The sequence below is a fragment of the Plantactinospora sp. ZYX-F-223 genome (genome assembly GCF_039649625.1).
In the GTDB taxonomy this organism is placed as follows: Bacteria; Actinomycetota; Actinomycetes; order Mycobacteriales; family Micromonosporaceae; genus Plantactinospora.
In genome coordinates this window covers 216,606-235,850 of sequence record NZ_JBDJAV010000007.1, presented here as the reverse complement: position 1 = coordinate 235,850, position 19,245 = coordinate 216,606, and the positions used below count along the sequence as shown (strand labels likewise).

18 protein-coding genes are annotated in these 19,245 nt (G+C 69.9%); 7 read left to right on the top strand and 11 right to left on the bottom strand.

Annotated elements, in window-relative coordinates; translation table 11 throughout:
- Nucleotides 1-181 precede the first annotated feature (181 nt).
- Nucleotides 182-589 carry a BTAD domain-containing putative transcriptional regulator gene (locus AAH979_RS09970; RefSeq protein WP_346257779.1) on the top strand — a complete coding sequence of 136 codons (408 nt, stop codon included), beginning with the start codon at nt 182-184 and terminating at the stop codon, nt 587-589.
- A gap of 249 nt (nt 590-838) precedes the next feature.
- Here AAH979_RS09970 and AAH979_RS09965 read toward each other — a convergent pair whose 3' ends face one another.
- The 10 genes from AAH979_RS09965 to AAH979_RS09920 form a co-directional block, all read right to left on the bottom strand.
- Entirely contained in the window at nt 839-2,932 is a 2,094-nt protein-coding gene (locus tag AAH979_RS09965; RefSeq protein ID WP_346257778.1) for a cellulase family glycosylhydrolase, read from the bottom strand.
- Nucleotides 2,933-3,114: 182 nt separating this feature from the next.
- Nucleotides 3,115-3,756 (bottom strand): response regulator transcription factor, encoded by a 642-nt coding sequence (locus tag AAH979_RS09960; protein ID WP_346257777.1) that lies wholly within the window; start codon nt 3,754-3,756, stop codon nt 3,115-3,117.
- The gene (locus AAH979_RS09955; RefSeq protein WP_346257814.1) at nt 3,744-4,949 is read right to left on the bottom strand and encodes a sensor domain-containing protein; all 1,206 of its coding nucleotides are present in this window, start codon (nt 4,947-4,949) and stop codon (nt 3,744-3,746) included. Before AAH979_RS09955 ends, AAH979_RS09960 begins: the two co-directional genes overlap by 13 nt.
- A complete protein-coding gene (locus tag AAH979_RS09950) occupies nt 4,949-7,078 on the bottom strand; it encodes an MMPL family transporter (RefSeq protein ID WP_346257776.1) in 2,130 nt (709 codons plus the stop codon). Before AAH979_RS09950 ends, AAH979_RS09955 begins: the two co-directional genes overlap by 1 nt.
- Before the next feature lie 157 nt (nt 7,079-7,235).
- On the bottom strand, nt 7,236-7,616 hold the full coding sequence (locus tag AAH979_RS09945; RefSeq protein ID WP_346257775.1) for a VOC family protein: 381 nt from the start codon (nt 7,614-7,616) through the stop codon (nt 7,236-7,238).
- Complete coding sequence (locus AAH979_RS09940; protein ID WP_346257774.1) at nt 7,613-8,383, bottom strand: ArsR family transcriptional regulator; 771 nt, start codon at nt 8,381-8,383, stop codon at nt 7,613-7,615. Before AAH979_RS09940 ends, AAH979_RS09945 begins: the two co-directional genes overlap by 4 nt.
- Before the next feature lie 117 nt (nt 8,384-8,500).
- Complete coding sequence (locus AAH979_RS09935) at nt 8,501-9,481, bottom strand: cellulose binding domain-containing protein (RefSeq protein ID WP_346257773.1); 981 nt, start codon at nt 9,479-9,481, stop codon at nt 8,501-8,503.
- A 281-nt stretch (nt 9,482-9,762) separates the two neighbouring features.
- On the bottom strand, nt 9,763-10,038 hold the full coding sequence (locus tag AAH979_RS09930) for a hypothetical protein (RefSeq protein ID WP_346257772.1): 276 nt from the start codon (nt 10,036-10,038) through the stop codon (nt 9,763-9,765).
- A 117-nt stretch (nt 10,039-10,155) separates the two neighbouring features.
- Nucleotides 10,156-10,449 (bottom strand): hypothetical protein, encoded by a 294-nt coding sequence (locus AAH979_RS09925; RefSeq protein WP_346257771.1) that lies wholly within the window; start codon nt 10,447-10,449, stop codon nt 10,156-10,158.
- A gap of 138 nt (nt 10,450-10,587) precedes the next feature.
- Entirely contained in the window at nt 10,588-12,018 is a 1,431-nt protein-coding gene (locus AAH979_RS09920; protein WP_346257770.1) for a lysyl oxidase family protein, read from the bottom strand.
- Nucleotides 12,019-12,398: 380 nt separating this feature from the next.
- Here AAH979_RS09920 and AAH979_RS09915 point away from each other — a divergent pair, with 380 nt between their 5' ends.
- From AAH979_RS09915 to AAH979_RS09905, 3 genes are all read left to right on the top strand, one after another.
- A complete protein-coding gene (locus AAH979_RS09915; RefSeq protein ID WP_346257769.1) occupies nt 12,399-12,689 on the top strand; it encodes a hypothetical protein in 291 nt (96 codons plus the stop codon).
- Between the two features lie 331 nt (nt 12,690-13,020).
- Nucleotides 13,021-13,731 carry a ThuA domain-containing protein gene (locus AAH979_RS09910; protein ID WP_346257768.1) on the top strand — a complete coding sequence of 237 codons (711 nt, stop codon included), beginning with the start codon at nt 13,021-13,023 and terminating at the stop codon, nt 13,729-13,731.
- Nucleotides 13,701-14,819, top strand: a complete 1,119-nt coding sequence (locus tag AAH979_RS09905) for a Gfo/Idh/MocA family oxidoreductase (protein ID WP_346257767.1) — start codon at nt 13,701-13,703, stop codon at nt 14,817-14,819. The genes AAH979_RS09910 and AAH979_RS09905 overlap by 31 nt, the downstream gene beginning before the upstream one ends.
- Before the next feature lie 9 nt (nt 14,820-14,828).
- On the opposite strand, the gene AAH979_RS09900 is transcribed toward AAH979_RS09905, so the two are convergent.
- Nucleotides 14,829-15,854, bottom strand: a complete 1,026-nt coding sequence (locus AAH979_RS09900; protein WP_346257766.1) for a hypothetical protein — start codon at nt 15,852-15,854, stop codon at nt 14,829-14,831.
- Nucleotides 15,855-16,216: 362 nt separating this feature from the next.
- On the opposite strand from AAH979_RS09900, the gene AAH979_RS09895 reads away from it, so the two are divergent.
- The 3 genes from AAH979_RS09895 (at nt 16,217) to AAH979_RS09885 (ending at nt 18,803) form a co-directional block, all read left to right on the top strand.
- Entirely contained in the window at nt 16,217-17,416 is a 1,200-nt protein-coding gene (locus AAH979_RS09895) for an RNA ligase RtcB family protein (protein WP_346257765.1), read from the top strand.
- Nucleotides 17,413-18,057: a peptide chain release factor H gene (prfH, locus tag AAH979_RS09890; protein WP_346257764.1), complete on the top strand. Its 645-nt coding sequence runs from the start codon at nt 17,413-17,415 to the stop codon at nt 18,055-18,057. Before AAH979_RS09895 ends, prfH begins: the two co-directional genes overlap by 4 nt.
- 155 nt (nt 18,058-18,212) lie before the next feature.
- Nucleotides 18,213-18,803, top strand: coding sequence for a DUF433 domain-containing protein (locus AAH979_RS09885; RefSeq protein ID WP_346257763.1), 591 nt, complete (start codon nt 18,213-18,215; stop codon nt 18,801-18,803).
- Nucleotides 18,804-19,245 lie beyond the last annotated feature (442 nt).

Sequence of the window (19,245 nt, the reverse complement as noted above, 5' to 3'; positions counted from 1 at the left end):
CGGCCTGATCCTAGGGCAGGTGTGCACTGGGGATTTGACCTTATCACTGTCATCCGGTCCACCCCGATAACCACCTATCCGGCCATATCGCTACCTTGCGAAGACCCTGTCCTGGACCGCGATCTGGGTCCCGAGCGGCGGGACCGGACGCGCATCCTGGCCGGTCGAGGTGCAGAACCGGGTGTCGGCGCTGCGTCGGCGGTTGGGGCTGACAGAGTCGGGTACGAGCATGATCGCCACCCGGGGTTCCGGGTACGTGATCCAGGTCGAGGACGGGCGGCTGGACGTGCAACGCCACGACCAGCTCGTGTCCTGGGCCGAGGCGGTCGTGGCCGAGGGAGATCACGAGAAGGCGGCGGCAGTGCTGCGGGAGGCTCTGGCGCTGTGGCGTGGGCCGGCCCTCGACATCCCCGGAACGCCGGTGCTGGAAGCCGCGGCCCGACGAGGAAGAAGAAGCCGCCGGAGACCCAGATCCCCCAGGGAGAGCGCCGCGGAGCGGACGTCGATCAGCGCCAGGACGGTGCCGACGGTGAAGGCCACCAGGCCGTACCCGATCCCGACGAATGCCAGTGTGCGGTCACCGCGGTAGCTGCGGTGGATCTCCATGTCCCTGCTCCGTGACCGGCGTCGACCACGGCGGGCCGTACCCGGTGCGGCGCCTTCGATGCCCGGGTCGCGAACCGTCTGGCACTCCCCGGCGGACTGCCTCCGGATGCTGGCCGCCGCCGTCACACGTCCCTCATCCGTTGATCAGGCGGGAGGGTTGTCGTGCCGGCCGGGGCCGGGCGCGAGGCGGGACCGGGGTGTCGGGGCCGCTGCCCCGACACCCCGGCGCCGGTCACGAGGTGGTGCCGGTGACGTTGCCACCCGACTCGGTGACGTAGTAGGTGACGGTCGTGCCGCTCCAGAAGTGGAAGGTGAGGGTGACCCGCTGCCCGTCGTTCACCTCGGCGAAGAACTCGGGCTTGAGCGTGATGGAGTTGGCGCTGTGGTTCGGGGCGAAGGCGACGTCGAACTCCTTGAACGAGGTCCAGTTGTGCGGGCCGGCGTTGCTGCCGTCGGCGTACTTCGCCTCCATCGTGGCGAGTTGGTCGCCCCGGAACTGGGTGGGTACGGCGAACGAGCCGGTCGGCCCGGTCGCGCCCGCCAGCACCGGCGGGTCGTACGTGATGATGCTGATCCGCCACGGCACGCCCTGGGAGAACCGCGCCTGGATGGTGGCGTTGACGCCGTACGCCCGGTTGCCGACCAGCCGGGTCACGGCGGCGGCGGTGAGCGTGAGCGTGTTGCCGGAGACGGTGTAGTCGGCGCCGTTGGCCAACTCGGTGTTGCCCTGGCGCAGGCCGGCGAAGGTGGTGCCGTTCAGGTTGAGCGTCAGGCTCTTGGCGGTGACCGAGCCGGTACGCGGCACGTACACCTGGTCGCTCGACGCGGTGCCGGAGCGGGTGGTCCAGCTCGACCTGATCTGCGCGAACAGTTCCGGGTCGCTCCACTGGAACGAGGTACGGCCGAAGTGCTGCCCATTGTCCCAGAGCTGGGTGGTGATCCTCCGGTTGCGCGCGTAGTAGCCGAGGTATTCGAAGAACTTCAGTTTCTCGCCCTGCTGGACCGTGCCGGTGTGCCGGTCGAAGCCGAGTAACCCGTACTCGCCGATGATCACCGGGATGTTGCGGGACACGAACGCGTTGTAGACGCGGTCGAAGACGCCGGTCAGGTCCTGCTGCACGGTGGCGTCGAAGCGGGTCCCGCCGGCGACGTTCACGCTGAACGGCCAGTACCCGTAGAAGTGCACGGTCGCGATCAGGTTGGGGTCGTTCAACGTGTTGAAGGTGCTCACCAGTTCGTCCACCCGGGGCTGGTCGGCCGAGGTGTGCAGGGTCGGCAGCACCAGCAGCCGGGTGGCGTTGCCGCCGCCGGACTGCCGGACGATCCGGTGGAACGACGTGTTGAGCTCGTGCAGCAGCGTCGCGTTCTGGGCGTCGCCGGAGCTGCCGGTGAACTGCGGCTCGTTGACGCTCTCGAAGGTCAGCCGGGGTGAGGCGTCCCGGAAGGCGGCGGCGATCTGCGTCCAGAGCGCGTTGTAGCGGTTCAGCACGTTTGTGCGGTCAGTCGGCATCGTGTTGATCCACTGCCACGAGTCGTGGTGAATGTTGATCATCACGTAGAAGCCGTCGGCGAGCGCCCAGTTGACCACCTCGCGTACCCGGTTGAGCCAGGCCGCGTCGATGGTGTAGCTCGGCGCCGGGCCGTGGTGGTTGCTCCAGGTGACCGGGATCCGGATGCTGTTGAAGCCCTGCGCCCGGACGTTGTCCAGCAGCGCCTCGGTCACCCGGGGGTTGCCCCAGGCGGTCTCGTCGGCGCCGACCGCGTCGAACGAGTTGCCGAGGTTCCAGCCCGGCTGCATCGCGGCCACCGCGGCCATCGCGTTGCCGGCCGGGGGCGGCGTGGTCGGCGGCGGGCTGGTCGGCGGCCGGGTGGTCGGCTGGCCCGTCGGCCCCCCGACGTCGCCGGTGCAGGCGACGCCGTTGAGCGCGAACGACGTGGGCGTGGTGTTCGTGCCGGTCCAGGAGCCGTTGAAGCCGAACGACACGGTGGCGTTGGTCGCGATCGTGCCGTTGTGGCTGACGTTGGTCGCGGTCACCTGGCTGCCCGAGGAGGCGACGTTCGCGTTCCACGCCTGGGTGACCCGCTGCCCGGACGGGAACGTCCAGACCAGACTCCAGCCGTTGACCGGGTCGCCGAGGTTGGTGATGCCGACGCTGGCGGTGAAGCCACCTGACCACTGCGCCGAGGTCGAGTACGCCACCCGGCAGCCGGCGGCCGCCTGGGCGCTGACCGCCACCGTCACCCCCGAGACCAGCAGTACCGCGGCGCTCGCCGCGACCAGGCCGACCCGCCAGCGGGCTCTTGGCACCGTGCTCTGCAGACTCACAATGGGACTCCTTGCCTGGATTCGGCGGCGGGACGGTGCCGGGGCGCGCCGCAGGCGAGGGCGCCGCGGTGCCCCCGGAGAGCCGACACTAAGTTTGGAGACCAAACTTTGTCAATCGGCGTCTGGCTATACGTGGAATGCCGAGCCGCACATCGGTGACCGGCGTACCCGCACCCGGCCGGTCAGCCGCCCAGGTACGCCAGCACCGCCAGTACCCGCCGGTGGTCGTCGTCCGACGGCGGCAGGTCGAGCTTGGTCAGGATGCTGTTGATGTGCTTGCTGACCGCCTTCTCGGTGATCACGAGCCGGGCGGCGATCGCGCCGTTGGACCGCCCCTCGGCCATCACCGCCAGCACCTCCCGCTCGCGCGGCGTCAGCGTCGCCAACTGCGCCGCCCGGCCGCTGCCGAGCAACTGGGCCACCACGTCCGGGTCCAGCACCGTCCCGCCGGCCGCCACCCGACGGATCGCGTCGGTGAACTCCCGCACCTCGCCGACCCGGTCCTTGAGCAGGTAGCCGGCCCCGCCGGTCCGGTCGCCGAGCAGTTCGCGGGCGTAGACCTGCTCGACGTACTGGGAGAGGATCAGCACCGGCAGGCCGGGGACCTCGCGGCGGGCGGCGATCGCGGCACGCAGGCCCTCGTCGGTGAAGGTCGGCGGCAGGCGTACGTCCACCACCGCCACGTCGGGACGCAGCGACACGAGGGTCTCCGTGAGCCCGGCACCGTCGGCGACGGCGGCCACCACGTCGAAGCCGTACGCGGTGAGCATCCGCACCATGCCGTCCCGCAGCAGCACCAGGTCCTCGGCGATCACGACCCGCACGGGAGCACCGCCTCCACCAGGGTGGGGCCGCCGGGCGGGCTGGTGACCGTGACACTGCCGTCGAACGCGCCCAGCCGCCGCTCGATGCCGCGCAGCCCGGTACCGAACGCGGGATCGGCGCCACCCCGGCCGTCGTCGCGGACCCGCAGCCGGAGCCGCGTCTCCTCGTCCACGATGGACATCTCGATGTGCCCGGCACCGGCGTGCCTGATGGCGTTGGTGAGCGCCTCGGCGAGCACGAAATAGGCCGCCGACTCGACCGGCGCGCCGAGCCGCCGCCCGAGCCGCAGGTCGAGGTCGACCGGCACCGGGCTGGCCGCGGCGAGCGCCTCGGCCGCCCCGGCCAGGCCACGGTCGGCGAGCATCGGCGGGTGGATGCCGCGTACCAGGTCGCGCAGCTCGCTCATCGCGGTCTGCGCGCCGGCCCGGGCGTCGGCGAGCATCGCCTTGGCCGCCACCGGGTCGGTGTCGAACATGTCCTCCGCCATCCCGAGGTTCATGGTCAGCGCCACCAGCCGGGCCTGCGCGCCGTCGTGCAGGTCGCGTTCGATCCGGCGCAGCTCGGTGGCGGAGGCGTCCACCACGGCCGTGCGCGTCTCGACGAGCCGCTCGACCCGGGCGCTGAGCCGCGCGGCGGCGGTGGGCGAGAGCAGCCACCGGGCCAACCCCGCCTCGCCGGCCCGGTACGCCCAGGGCAGGAAGTAGGCCCCGAACAGGATCAGTACGCCCATCGGCACGGTGAGCAACGACCGGGTGGTGCTGGTGATCGGCAGGCCCTGGTATTGGAGCTCCACGTCGGCGGGCAGGAGCTGATACAGCACCGGGATGACGAGGCCCTGTAGGCCGGCGGGCCATTGCCCCACGACGAACATCGCCATCGTGCCGGTCACCGCGTGGCCGACCAGCCATCCGAGGTCGCGTCCGAAGGCCGGATCGGTCACGATGTCGCGGATCCCGCCCGGAGCGGCGGGGTACGGCGACGGGATCGGTGTCCCGACCCGGCGCCGCTGCCGGTCCGCCAGCCGGCGGGTGAGTCCGGTCACCAACCGCAGCACGGGCGCACCCACCGGCGGCAGCAGGCAGAGCACCAACGCCACGACGGTGAGCGGCAGCAGCCCCAGCGCCGCCAATCCGAGCATGGTGCTGACCAGCAGGTGGCCCGCGTCCCGCACCGCTCGCCGCCACCACATCATCACGGCACCATTGTCGCCGACACCGGCGCCCCGGTCGGGTCTGCGGCCGGGGGCGCCGCCGTTCTTCCCACCCGCGCCGGCCAGAAGGCCGCCCGGCCGAGCAGCGCGGTCAGCGCCGGTACCAGCAGCCAGGAGAGCACGAAGGTGGAGAGCAGCACTCCCACCGCCACCGCGAAACCGACCTCGGCGAGGGTCGCCGAGACGGTCAGCGCGCCGAACGACGCCGCCAGGATCACCCCGGCCGCGGCGACCGGCGGGCCGGCCTGGCGCAGCGCCATCCGTACCGCCTCGCGCCGGGAGGCGCCGTCGCGCAACTCCTCCCTGATCCGGGCGATGATCAGGATGTTGTAGTCGGTACCGATCGACGCGACGAACATGTACACGATCAGCGGAAGCGTGAAGGTCAGCCCCGGCCGCCCCACGGCACCCTGGAAGACCAGCACCGCCGCGCCGAGCGTGGCGACGAAGCCACCGACCACCGCGCCGAGCAGGTACGCCGGGGCGAGTACCCCGCGCAGCATGAGCAGCAGCACGAGCCCGATCAGCAGGCCGGCGGCGGGCAGGATCACCCGCAGGTCCACCTCGACCACCGCACGGACGTCGGCGAAGACCGAGGTCTCGCCTCCGACGTGGACGGTGCTGCCGGCCGGCGCGGCGGCGTGTGCGGCCGGGCGCAGCTCGTGCACCATAGCGTCGAGCGCCTTCTCGCTGAACGGGGCGGCGGCGAGCAGCAGGTCGATCTGGGCCGCCTCGCCGGTGGTCCGCACCCCGCCGACCTCACCGACGATCGGCAGCGCGGCGAGCCGCTCGGCGTACGCGCCGACGGTCTGCTCGGTCAGGCCGGGACCGGACAGGTAGACCGAGGTGGGGCTGAGGGTGCCGGCCGGGAAGCCGGACTCCAGCCGCTGCATGGTGCGGGCCGACTCGGTACCGGCCGGCATCGTGGCGATGTCGTAGCTGGGGCGGTGCGCCAGTGCGGCCGCACCGAGCGCCGCCAGGATGGCGATCGCGGCCAGCGCCACCGCCGCCGGGCGCCGGGCCACGAGGTCACCGGTCCGGGCGGCCAGGCCCGCCCTCGGCTCGTTCCGCCATGCCTTCGACGGCCAGAACGCCCGGTGGCCGAGCAGCGAGAAGACCGCCGGGATCAGGGTCAGTCCGGCCAGCACCATCACGAGTACGGCGAACGCCAGCGCCGGCCCGAGGATCCGGAACGACCCGAACCCGGAGAGCAGCAGCGCGCCGAACGACACCGCCACCGCCAGCGCGGAGACCCCGATCGCCGAACCGACCCGCCCGAGCGCGGCCACCATCGCGGTACGCCGGTCCTCGCCGAGGCGCAACCGCTCGCGGTACCGGTACAGCAGGAACACCACGTAGTCGGTGCCCACCCCGAAGAGCACCACCGGCAGCAGCCCGGTCACCGAGCCGTCCAGGGTCGTCCCGGTCGCCTTGGCCACGATCGCGATCACCGCCACCGCGCCCTGACCGACCAGTGCGATGATCAGCAGGTTGAGCAGGGCCACCCACGGGCTCCGGAAGATCACCACCAGTAGCACCAGGATCATCACGATCATGCCGACGCTGACCAGCAGGTCCAGCAGTTCACTGTCCTTGGCCACGGCCGCCTCGCCGGTGTAGCCGGAGCGCAGCGGGGTACCGGAGAGCCGCTCCGACGTCTCCGCACGGAGCCGGCTGACCGCGCTGGACACCTCCGGCTGCCCCACGTCGTCCGCGAACGTCACCTGGGCGAGCATGACCTTGCCGTTGGGCGACAGCGTGGGTTCGCTGACCTCGCGTACGCCGGCACCGCCGAGACCGGCGACCGCGTCGCGCCCGCTGGCCTGGTCGTCCGCGCCCAGCGCCGCACCGTCGGCGCGGGACAGCACCAGTACGGCGCTCGCCCCCTCCGGCCCGTCGGACGGGAACGCCCGCTCGGCGAACCTGGCCGCCTGGACCGACTCGTACCGCTCCGGCAGGAAGTCCGCCTCGTTCTGTCCGGCGACCGCTGCCACCCCGTCCGGCCCGAGCACCAGATAGCCCAGGCCACCCAGCCCCATCACCAGCACCAGCCAGGCCGCGATGACCCGCACCGGGTGCCGGACCACGGCCGCCCCCCACCTCTCGAACACGTCCCGCTCCCTTCGACAAGGTCTCGGGGTCGACGCTATGGATCGCAGCGGGCGTCATCGATGGTGCGCGAGGGTCTCTTGACAGTGGTGCCAGCACCACCCTCCGCCCGGTGGGCGGTGCGTGGCCGCGACCAGGGCGCGCCGTGGCGCGAGCTGGTTACCGGGCGGGCTGGAAGAGTTCGACCAGGTTGCCGGCGGGATCGGCGAGCAGGATCTGCCGTCCGCCGGGCCCGGAGACCAGTTCGCTGCGGAACGAGACCCCGGCGTCGCGGAGTCGGTCGATCTCGGCGGCCAGGTCGTCGACGACGAGGTGGATGCGGTTGCGGCCCGGGTCGGCGGCGTCGGCGGGGGTGGCGCGGGCGCCGGAGCTGGCGGGACCGGACAGCAGCAGTCGCAGCGGACCGCGGACCACGTCGGCGAAGGCCGGAGCCGCGTCGCTGTTCGCTTGGAAGCCGAGGTGGGTGGTGTAGAAGTCGAGCGCCGCCTGGACGTCGTCGACGAGATAGCGGACGCTGGCGTACCGGTCGGCTGCGGTCACGGCTGGACCTCCGTAGGGTCGATGGTGGCGAGCACGGGTATCAGGTGTCGGATCCGGGTGTCGATATTGGCCGCCGTACGCGCGAAGGCCGGATAGTGCTGCCGGTCGGGGTCGCCGGACGGCGCGGGATCGGGAATGCTCCAGTGGATCCGGCGATCGTGGTCGACGAGTTCGGGGCCGACCTCGCGAGCCTTGTCGCAGAGGGTGATCAGGTAGTCGAAGCGCCGGCCGGTGAGCGTGTGCAGGTGTCGGGGGCGCCGGGGTGGCAGGTCGATGCCGTGCTCCCGGCGCAGCACCCGCGCGGTGTGTGGGTGCAGACGGGGCGCGGGGCGGGTGCCTGCGCTGGTCGCGGTGACCTGGCCGGAGGTGTGGTGCCGGAGCAGGGCTTCGGCCAGAGGTGAGCGGGCGCTGTTGCCGGTGCAGACGAAGAGCACCGTGACTGGCGCGACCGGACTTGCCGTCGTCGGTGCCGGGGCAAGGCGCAGCGCCGGATGCAGGGCCGTGCCGGTCGCCGCCAGCCCTTCGGCGCAGTGCTCCAGATCGAGGTGGTAGTAGCTGTCGCGGCCGTCGAAGGTGCTGCGGGTGGTGCTGACCAGGCCGGCCTCGCGGAGTAGCCGCAGGTGGTAGGAGACCAGGTTCTGGGGTTGGTCGACCAGGGCGACCAGCTCACGCACCCGCAGGTCGCTGCCGGCCAACTCGGTCAGCAGTTGCCAGCGCAGCGGGTGGCCGGCCAGCCGGACGAACGCCGGGGCGGATCGACTCGACATGACCATCCGCATACGATACATCAAACTAATTTGATGGATGGAGTGGAATCCCATGCGCGCCTGTCGGCCCGGCGGCGCGATGCCGGCGGTTCCCGGGGTCTGAGGCGGAGTCTCCGGTCAGGGCGTCGGGGTCGGCGGTGGCGGGTCCACCGCGATCCCGATGCGCGCGGGAGCGGAGAAGTTGCCCGAGCTGTCGAAGGCCCGGACCTCGAACAGGTAGGTGCCGTACCCACGGGAGATGCCGTAGCCGAAGGCGCCGCCGACCAGGGTGACTCCGGAGACGGTGCCGGTCTGCCGCACCTCGTATCCGGCGACGAAGACGTTGTCCCGGGAGGCGTCCCAGGTGAGGCGGTAGTGGCCGTCCTGCGGGCCGGTGAGCCGCAGGTTGCCCGGGGTGGTCGGGGGATCGCTGTCCGGCAGCGAGCCCAGCTTGATGATGGCGAACGGGGAGGAGTTGCCGGCGGCGTCGAGTGCCCGGATCCCGAAGGTGAAGATCATCGGCGGTGGGATCGGCATGGTGTGGCTGGTGCCGGTGGTAGTGGCGATCCGGCTGCCGTTGGAGAAGACCTCGTACCCGGTCACGCCCCGGTCGTCGGACGAGGCGTCCCAGAGCAGGGTGAGGGTCTGGCTGCCGAGGGCGCTGCGCGGGTTCGCCGGGATGGCCGGCGGGCTGACGTCCGGCCCGCCGCCGTCGCCGCCGTCGCACGCCACGCCGTTGACCAGGCAGGACTGGGGAGTGCCGGTGCCGGCCGCGAGCCAGCCGAAGCTGGTCGAGGCGCCGGCGGCGAGGGTGCCGTTCCAGGCCAGGCTGGTGAAGACGTGACGCGTCCCGACCCGGCTGAGTTCCGCGTTCCAGTGGTGGCCGACGCTGGTTCCGGCCGGCAACTCGAACTCCACCCGCCATCCGGTCATCGTCGCCGCGGTGTCGTTGCGGACGGTCATCTTCCCGAGGTAGCCGGTCGACCACTCGCGCTCCTTCTGGAACGCCGAGGTGGCCGCCTCGGCGGGAGCCGGGAGCAGCACCACCGCCGCGACGCCGAGAGTCAGTGCCGCCGCCAGGACCACCGCACATGCCGCGCGACGCGTCAGGATCGCCATGTGCGTACATTAATTGCCTTCGATTTAAATGGCAATCACGTCCCGTCATTCCGGGCGTACCTGCGGAATTCCGACTCCGCGGCTGAGCCCAAGGAGCGCTCGCGCACGAACTCACCGGCCTGGTCGATCGCACCGCTACCCGCCCCGGACCCGCCACGTCGTCCGCCGCGAGATTCCGCACCTCGGGGCGCAACTGTCGCCGTTCGACACCATCGCCCGTCGCCTACCTGGTCGCACAGACCTGCCGGCCCCTGGCGGGGCCGGCAGGCGATGACGCGGGCTCAGCGTTGCAGCATCCAGAGTTCATACGGCGTCAACGGCTTGTGCCTGTTCGTGGTGCATTCGAATCCACGCCACTTGTCGGGGTAGTAGTAATACAGATAGTAACCCTGATCTATGCAGTCCTCGATGTATCCATAGTCACCCCAGTGCACCCACGTATCGGCCGGCGCCTGCGTCGCGGCTGTGGTGATGCTGGCCGCAGACGCCTGTGCTCCGACGGCAATCGGTGCCATGAGCGTCACTGTTACGGCGAGTAGCGTCAGGATCCTTCGCATCGTTCGCTCCTTCATTCGGATGGTGCGCTTGAACCACCGTTGTCGGTGTCGTGCGAGCGGGGTCGTTCCAAGGGCTACCCCTCCAATATCCTTCCCCTCCCTTTGGTGCAATGCGTATCAGACGTGGTGGAGCCAGAGTTGCCAGGTGCCATCCGCGTTCAGGCTGCACTGCCAATTGTCGTAGAGGTGAGGGTAATGCATGGCAAACTTGGCTCCCCAGTCATTGCAAACGGTCCAATTTCCGAAATACGTCTGAGTGTCAAACCAGAATCCGCTGGCCGTACTCGCAGTTTGCGCCGACATGTGTTTGGCGGTCTGCGGCGACGTGGCCGCGGAGGCTGGTGCCGCAGTGGCAAGCGGGATAGCGATGGCGGCTACAATGATCGGCAGCAGGGTCAGGATCTTCCGCATTGGCTGTTCCTTTCGGGATTGGTTGTTCGGGCTTGCTGGCTTGCGTGTTGTGTGCGCTCAGCGATATTTCGTGGTTTCACCTCCCGTGACTTCAGGTTTCGGGTCGCGACCGCGCCGGATCACGCAGTGCGCGCCGGGTCAGCTCTCAATGACTGATCCGTACGGCGGAACCGCGATAGTGCGGGCTCCGGCCGTGCCGCCGAGGACGATCTTGCGTAGAACCGTGTTGTTGGATCCTGTTGTCTCGACGAGGTTCCCGTTCGGATTGGCGACGATTTCGACAAAATACTCGCCGTTGGGAAGGTCTGTAACGTCGAAGGACTGACCGGGAAGCGTCTGCGCGTACGTGTCTCCCCATCCAACGGCCAGCGCCTGGCTGACAGCGAGCGACGAGACCTTCCCGCAGGACGAGTGCAGGTCCCGATTCCCTGGGTCGAGGCTGGCATTTTCCACCAGGGTGTCCACGGCATCGGTATTCGCGAGACAGAAGGCTTCCTTCTGGCTGCGGACGATCTCCTGCCGATCGGCGCCGAGTAGGCTGTAGCGAGCGAAGTCCGTGAAGTGCCAGTGCTCGTGCCCCTGCCGCGGGTCCCATTCCATCGTGCCGACCGGCTCGAACGCGGCAGTCCGGCCAGCCCTGTCAACGGCGTACTGATATGCGTCCATCACGTCCTCGCCCGGCCGACGATAGCCACGCACGATCAACGGCGCTGGTCCGGCGTTCCAGACTGTCGCGCTGAATATGACATGGTCCCGGCCATTCTTGCTGTCGATGGTGAGCCCTCTGGGTGGCAGCGGCCGTAGATCCGGTCGTTGATGGTTGGCCTTGACCGCTGACGGTGCTTGTTGTGGTGGGTCCGCCGAAGGGACGCCAGCCGGGTGCGGGGCAAGACCTGCGGGCATGATCGGTCCCTGGCTGGTTGTTCGCACCGTGACGCGTACGATCTTCACCTCAGCGGGCATGTCGAGGAAACCGCGATAAGGCTCGTTGACAGAGATGGTCGCCGTGTATTCGCCATTCGGAATGTCAGGTCGGAGGCTCTCCGAGGAGTTGACCGGTGCGGCCCACCCGGCGTCAATTCCCCAAAGCGCGCCAAGAGCAAAAGGGTGCGTGGTGCACGCGGCCGGGAAAGATGAGTCCTGGACGGCGTCAGGTCGAGCCGCAACAGCTGCTGAGTTGGGACAGAAGGTCAGGTTCTGATCTAGGACAATCACACCGGCCGCATTGGTCAGGGTGATGTGGAAGAAGTCCGTCAGACCCGTGAGGTCCTTCACCAGACCAGTCGGAAGTGGCCTTTGGACAGTTCGGCCACGTTGGTCGATGACCTGAGTTGCCGTAACCGGTTTGTCGTACGAGCTGCGCACGGCCCGGACTTCGAACGATGATCCGTCAGCTCTGATGAATGTGCTCAGATCGAGCTTGGGTGGTATGACCACCCCTGGAGCCACCTGAACCCGGTCCAAGGTAACCGAGGCTGCTCCGACCACAAGCCGCAGCCCTGAGGCCCATGAAGGCGCGGCACCTCCCGGTGCCGGGCTGAACATGGTCAGCATCAGGGCGATGCTCACGACCAACCGGCAGACGACTCGCACGCGGCGCACCTCCGTTTGTGTCGATGCAGAGCCAGCGAGGGCACAGAATTCCAGCGTGACCTATCGTGTACAGTGAATCTTCTTTCAACCTCCCCTTGCGGTCCGGCAGACCGCAAGGTCGGACGCGTGGGTAGGCGCCGCGTGGTTCAGGTTGAAAAAGGTTTGGTGATCAGAGGGCTCTGTAGCTGTTACCGCAACCCTACGGTGAGCACCTTTCAGTGACCTTTCACAAAACTTTCAGAGAACGCGGTCATAGCTTCTAGGATGAAAGGCGCCGTCGCGCCGTCGCCGCCGCGCTCGTATACTTTTCCGGCCCAAGGACGTCCGACCTGCGGTCGGCATACCAAGGTGGACCGTTGACGACCCTCGCGCAGCTCCGCAAGACCGCACTCTCCCTGCTCGAAGCCGTCGAGCGGAGCGGCCGGGCCGGCAGAGTCGAGTTCACCGTGCGCGACAAATGGTTCGCCTCGGCGGGTGGGGACGGCGATGTGTGGCTCCATCTGCCCAACACGGAGGTGGACGCGGTCCTCGCGGCCCACCCGAACGCGCAGCGGCTGACCCGTGGTGCCGAAAGGCATCGGACGGCCGGCCACCCAGGCGCTACTCAGCGCCGGCATCACCACCCTCGGCCAGGTCCGCCCGGCTGACCGAGGGCGAGCTGCTGGCGATGCACGGGATCGGTCCGAAGGCGGTCCGGATACTCGGCGAGGCGCTGACCGCGTCCGGACGCTCCCTCCGGGCCTGACCCGGCACCTCCGGCGAGCCGGCACGCTGTCACGGTCCCGCCCCGGTATACCTCGTGCACCGTCACGGTGCATCCCGACAGCGCCGGTGGCACGTCGACAAGGGCTCCGGTCACCGTGACCCCACAGGCCGGGCGGGCTACGGTGCTAGTGATCGACAAGGACGGGCGTCGGCGGCACGTCGCCTCGGGGCGGTGCGAGCCGGCCGGGGCGACGGGCGGGAGAGGGAGTGGGCGTGGCACAGCGCAGGGCACTGGTGGTTCGCGGCGGCTGGGAGGGGCACCAGCCGGTCAGGGCGACGGAATTGTTCATCCCGTTCCTCGAACGCAACGGCTACGCCGTACGGGTCGAGGGGTCGACCGAGATCTACGCCGACGCCGCCGAACTGGCCGACACCGACCTCGTCGTGCAGTGCGTGACGATGTCGCAGATCACCCCGGAGCAGTTGAGCGGGCTCAGTGCCGCCGTCGTCGCCGGCACGGGCTTCACCGGCTGGCATGGTGGCATCGCGGACTCGTTCCGGGCCTCCTCCGACTACCTGCATCTGGTGGGCGGCCAGTTCGCGACCCATCCGGGCAAGGAGCCGTGCGAGCGGCGCGGAGGGGAGGAGGACAACTTCCTGCCGCACCGGGTGAACATCACCGAGCTGGGCCGGGAGCATCCGATCACCGCTGGGATCGAGGACTTCGACCTGGTCACCGAACAGTACTGGGTGCTGCACGACGACCTGATCGACGTACTGGCCACCACGACACACCCGACCCGGCAGTGGCACCCGTGGCACCGGCCGGTCACCTCGCCGGCGATCTGGACCCGCCAGTGGGGCGCCGGGCGGATCGTCGTGACGACTCCGGGACACAGCCTCGACGTGCTGGAGCACCCGAGCGTGCGCACGGTCATCGAGAGGGGGATGCTGTGGGCGGCTCGCACGGCGTCGGCGTCGTAGGTCTCGGAGTCATCTCCGGGGCGTACCTGGGCACGCTGGCCAACCACTCCGAGCTGCGCATCGCCGCGGTGGCCGACCTCGACGCCGCCCGGTCGGCGGCGGTCGCCGCCACGCTGCCCGGTGCCGAGGCGGTGAGCGTCGCCCGGCTGCTCGACCATCCCGACGTGCGGACGGTGCTCAACCTGACGATCCCCGCCGCGCACGCCGAGATCTCGCTCGCCGCGATCGACGCGGGCAAGAACGTCTACGTCGAGAAACCGCTCGCCGTCACGTTCGCGGAGGGCCGCGCGATCGTCGAGCGGGCCGGATCGGCCGGCGTCCGGCTGGGCTGCGCCCCGGACACCGTCCTGGGCACGGGTACCCAGACCGCCCGCGCGGCGATCGACGGCGGCCTGATCGGGCGCCCGTTTTCCGCCTCGGCCGTGATGGTCACGCCCGGGCACGAGCGCTGGCATCCGCACCCCGACTTCTACTACGCCCCGGGTGGCGGTCCACTGCTCGACATGGGTCCGTACTACATCTCGGCCCTGGTGCACCTGCTCGGGCCGGTACGCGCGGTGGTCGGCGCCGCCAGCCGGCTGCGCGCCGAGCGCGTCATCGGCTCCGGGCTACGCACCGGCCAGCGGATCCCGGTCGCGGTGGACAGTCATGTGACCGGCGTACTCGAACACGTCGGCGGCGCCCTGTCCACCATCACGACGAGCTTCGACGGCGTGGCGACCACGGCCGCACCGATCGAGGTGCACGGTGAGACGGGCAGCCTCGCGGTACCCGACCCGAACCGCTTCGACGGCGAGGTCCGGCTCTTCCCGCTCGGCGGCACCGGGTGGCGCACGCTCGAACCACGGGCGGGCTATGCCGACGGCTCCCGGGGGCTGGGCCTGATCGACCTGGTCAGGGCCGACGGTCAGCGCCCGCCGCGGGCCGGCGGCGACTTCGCGCTGCACGTGCTCGAGACGATGACCGCGCTGCTCCGGTCGGCCGCCGAAGGCCGGCGGATCGCGCTGACGACGGTGGTGGAGCGGCCGGCACCGATCCCGCACACCCGGGCCGAGGACTGGAAGGGAGAGCCGGCGACCGCGAGCTGAGCAGGGCCGTCAGGTGCGCCCGGCGGCCAGGAACTCCCGCGCCCGGTCGCGGTGGGGCTCGACCTTGCCCGGCGCGAGCACCCCGACCCCGTAGTTGGTGTACGGCACCTCGCGGTAGTCCGGGATGCGGGTGACCGAGCCGTACGGCACGGTGAAGTCGCCGAGCGGGTTGTCGGCCCAGACGACGTTGGTGTGCACCGGATGCTCGCCGTCGTCGAAGACGGGTGGCAGGGGCTCGAAGCCGGCCTGGACGCAGGGACGGGCGTTGAGCGAGTTGGCCTCGCCGATGACCAGTACGTGCCGCCCGTGCCGGTCGACGACCAGCGCGTTGGCCAGGAGCATCAGCACGGAGGCCACGCTCAGGTCGAGGATCGGCCCGAGCTGCCTCCGGTCGATGATCGTGTAGGTGGGCTCGAACCCCCACGGCCAGGCGGCCATCACGAACACGCACATCAGCCGCCCGTCGGGCCCGTTCATTCCGAAGAGGTAGTTCCCGCCGGGCGAGTACCCCCGGCCCCGCGCCATCCCGCGCGCGGTCTCCGGGTCGAGATAGAAGAAGTGCGTCACCAGCCGGACGAACTTTTCGACGTCGATGCCGCCGGATCCCCAGTCGCCGAACGGGTCGTGGCAGACCAGGCTCAGGCCGTGCTGCCGGGCCCGGTCCAGCATCGCGGTGGCCTGTTCGTGGAAGACACCGTCGAGTCCGCGCTGGTAGGCGCGCACCTCCTGGATCTCCCGGAAGACGTCGTCCCGGACGTGGCGGGCGGGCAGGCGGTCGGGGAGGTTCCGGGCGACCCAGAGGCAGGTTCGGGGTCGCCCGTCGACGACGGCGGGGGCCTGGCTGACCTCGATCGCCGTGTCGAGGGCGAGCACGTCGGCCACGTTCCGGGCCGAGACCGGTCCGTCGTCGACGAGTCCACGCAGTGACCACCTGCTGCCGCCGACGCCGTGGGTGTGCGCCTCCAGCGCCCGACAGGTCCGCAGGTACGCCCCGACCGGGACGGGCCGGGTCAGGTACGCACGGACCCGTCCCATCCCGTCCAGGGGCTGGTGCCGGACGTGGGGGGCACGGAGCGCTGATCCCGCATCCAGTTCTGCCGGCATGGCGACCTCCTCCGAGACGATGCGCGGTACGTCACGGCTTCGCGATGGAGGCTAGGTGTAGGCGCTGTCAGATCCCTTTCGCACAGCTGTCACGCCTCGGCGGCGATGGACGTGGTCGAGTCGGCGGGGCGGGAAAACCGGTTGCCGCACCCAGCCGGGTTCCAGGAGGCTGGGATCATGACGTTCTGACGGGTAGCACCCCAGTTGAGCCGAAGCCCCTACACCGCGCCGTCGCGCGGCCGGGCGAGCCGTAGCGCCTGTCCTTTCCTGCCTTTCTCGAAAAGAGAGCGTCCTTGTCGCAGCAGAAGTCCCGGCCGGAGTCCGCGCCGACCGCCGGGTCCGCCACCGTCACCGTCTTCGCCTCCGCCCGCAGTTGGATCGAGTCCGACGCCGTCGACCAGTGCCACCAGGTGGCCGCGCTCGACGGCATGCGCTCCGTGGCCGGCATGCCGGACCTGCACCCCGGCAAGGGTGCCCCGATCGGTGCCGCCATGACGTCGACCGTGCTGTACCCGTTCCTGGTCGGCTCCGACATCGGCTGCGGCATCGCCGTCTTCCCCGTCGGACTGAAGCGGGTCGTACCCGAGCAGGTCGCCCGCCGCTTCCCCGACCTCGACATCGCCCTGGACCCGGAGCGGGACGCCGACGACCCGGCCTGGGCCGTCGTGGACGGCGAGATCCCGGCCGGTCACCTCGAGGGCCTGGGAACCGTGGGCCGGGGCAACCACTTCGTGGAGTTGGCGCGGATCCAGACCGTCCTCGACCCCGGCCACACGGCCCGGCTCGGGCTCGCCGCCGACGATCTCGTACTGATCGTGCACAGTGGATCCCGAGGGCTGGGCGAGCGGATCCTGCGGGCGCACACCGAGCGGCACGGTGCGGGCCCCGCCGCCGACCCGGCCGGCTACCTCGAACTGCACGACGCCGCCGTACGCTGGGGATCGGTCAACCGTCGACTTCTCGCCGCCCGGGTGCTGCACGCCCTGGGCGCCAAGCCCACCGAGCCGATCGTCGACCAGTGCCACAACCTCGTCGAGGTCCGGGACGGGGCGTACCTGCACCGCAAGGGAGCCGCGCCGGGCGACGGCCGGGACGTGCTGATCGCCGGTACCCGGGGCACCTGCTCCTATCTGGTGGCCGCCCACTCCGGGCCGCAGGCCAACTTCTCCGTCGCGCACGGCGCCGGCCGCAAGATGTCCCGGGCCGACGCGCTGCGCCGGGGCCGGGCCAAGCACACCGTCGAGGAACTCCGCCGTACCCCGGTGGGGTCGCTGGTGGTCTGCGGCGACCGGCAACTGCTGTTCGAGGAGGCGCCGACGGCGTACAAGCGGATCGAGCAGGTGATCGCGGACCTGGTCGAGCACGGCCTCGCCACCCCGGCCGCCACGACGGTTCCGCTGGTGACGTACAAGACGGTCGACCGGGGCGGCGACGCCCGGCCGGCTGGGCGACGGGATCGCCACGACCACCGCCGCGGCCGGGGGCGGTCGTGACCGCGGCGCGGAGCCGGCACCACCTGCTGATCTCGGCCGGGCGCGGCCCGCAGGAGTGCGCCTGGGCGGTCGCCCAACTGCTCCACCGGTTGGAGGCGGAGGCCCTGCGGCGGGGTCTGCGCACGTCGCGGGTCGAGACGGTCCCGGGCGACCGGCCCGGCACCTACCGATCGGTGCTGGTGGAGATCTCCGGAGCCGGTGCCGAGGAGTTCGCCGGCTCGTGGACCGGCACCCTCTGCTGGCAGGCACCGAGCCCCTACCGGGCGAGCACCGGCCGGAAGAACTGGTACGTCGTCGCCCGCCCCTGCCAGGTCGACGCTCCCCGGACGTCGTTCGCGGAGTCCGACGTCGACATCGTCGGCTGCCGTACCGGTGGCCCGGGCGGGCAGCACCGGAACAAGGCCAGTACCGCCGTGCGGGCCACCCACCGTCCCTCCGGGATCGTCGTGGTGGTCGACACCGAGCGGCAGTTCAGCCAGAACCGCCGCCTCGCCCTGGAACTGATCCGGCAGCGCCTCGCGGACGGCGACCAGGCGGCGGGCCGGGCCGTCACCGCCGCCCGCTGGCGCATCCACGACGAACTCGTACGCGGCAACCCGGTACGGGTGGAACGACCGGACCTGCCGTCTGGCCAGCGGTAGCTGCTTAGTTGCACCCCTACACAGAGCGGCCCCGGCCTTTCCCAAGAGGTCGGGGCCCTCTTTCGGCATTGCTGTCCGTTTGGATGACACTCGCACCGTAGTTCGCTCGATACTCTCGGCTTCCGTTTAGGCTTGAGTGCAGGAAGGCGGACGACATGGCGTACACCTCTGCATTGACCGCAGCACTCGGCGGGGCCAGCGAGGGACAGCTTCGGAACTGGCGTCGTCAGCCAAACCCTGTACTTCTACCGGAGTATGCCGCGCCCGGCAAGATCCGCTACAGCTTCCGAGACTTGCTGGCCGTTCGCACACTGGCCAAGCTTCGCACCGATGTGTCCTTGCAGAAGATCCGCAGGGCGGTGGCGAACCTCAAGGACTTGGACAACTTCGATCATCTCTCCAACTACACACTGGTTGCCGAGCGGGACACGATCGTATGGGTCAAGGACGACCAGATGATCGACATCGTTCGACGTCCTGGGCAACACATGCTCGTAACCATGAACGACGTTCTCGGGGAGTTCGTCGGTTGGACGGGCGCTACCGTCGTTCCGTTGGAGCGTCCCAAGCCTGGCCTGCGGATCGATCCGGGAGTCTTGCGGGGATACCCCGTCATCGAGCAGACCCGCATCCCGTTCGACACCGTTTCCGCCCTTGCAGCTGATGGGCTCGACGCTCGGTCGATCCGCTACTTCTATCCATCTGTGACCGATGTCGGTGTGACCGGCGCGGTTGCCTTTGAGTAGTACGTGGATGAGTACAACCGGGCCGCGTGAGCCCGATGAAGATCCTTCTTGATGAGCAGACCCCTGAGCCAATCATGGGACCGCTTCGATCCATGATGCCCCAGCACACGTTCGACCATGTCCAACGGATCGGTTGGAAGGGCAAGCGGGACCTACAGCTAATACCGGATACGGCGCGACGCGGTTACGACATCCTTGTTACCGCCGACGTCGGACAGCTCGAAGATCCCGATGAATGCGATGCTCTGCGGAAGGCTCGCTTCCATCACGTGCGGTTCCAGCGCAACGGCATGGGTGTAGCGCAGACTGCGAGTGCGATCGCGACAGTCACCGCCGGCCTGCCGCTCGTGATCCCACAGCTGGAAGTCGTGACAGGGCAGAGGCTTGTCGAGTTGACGCTGGTTCGGTGCAGCGATCGAAAGACGCGTTACACGATCACGGA

Coding starts and splice junctions, on each gene's coding strand:
- AAH979_RS09885 (WP_346257763.1), top strand. CDS start 18,213: ATGGCGTACACCTCTGCATTGACCGCAGCACTCGGCGGGGCCAGCGAG.
- AAH979_RS09955 (WP_346257814.1), bottom strand. CDS start 4,949: ATGATGTGGTGGCGGCGAGCGGTGCGGGACGCGGGCCACCTGCTGGTC.
- AAH979_RS09935 (WP_346257773.1), bottom strand. CDS start 9,481: ATGGCGATCCTGACGCGTCGCGCGGCATGTGCGGTGGTCCTGGCGGCG.
- AAH979_RS09930 (WP_346257772.1), bottom strand. CDS start 10,038: ATGCGAAGGATCCTGACGCTACTCGCCGTAACAGTGACGCTCATGGCA.
- AAH979_RS09900 (WP_346257766.1), bottom strand. CDS start 15,854: ATGGGACGGGTCCGTGCGTACCTGACCCGGCCCGTCCCGGTCGGGGCG.
- AAH979_RS09940 (WP_346257774.1), bottom strand. CDS start 8,383: ATGTCGAGTCGATCCGCCCCGGCGTTCGTCCGGCTGGCCGGCCACCCG.
- AAH979_RS09925 (WP_346257771.1), bottom strand. CDS start 10,449: ATGCGGAAGATCCTGACCCTGCTGCCGATCATTGTAGCCGCCATCGCT.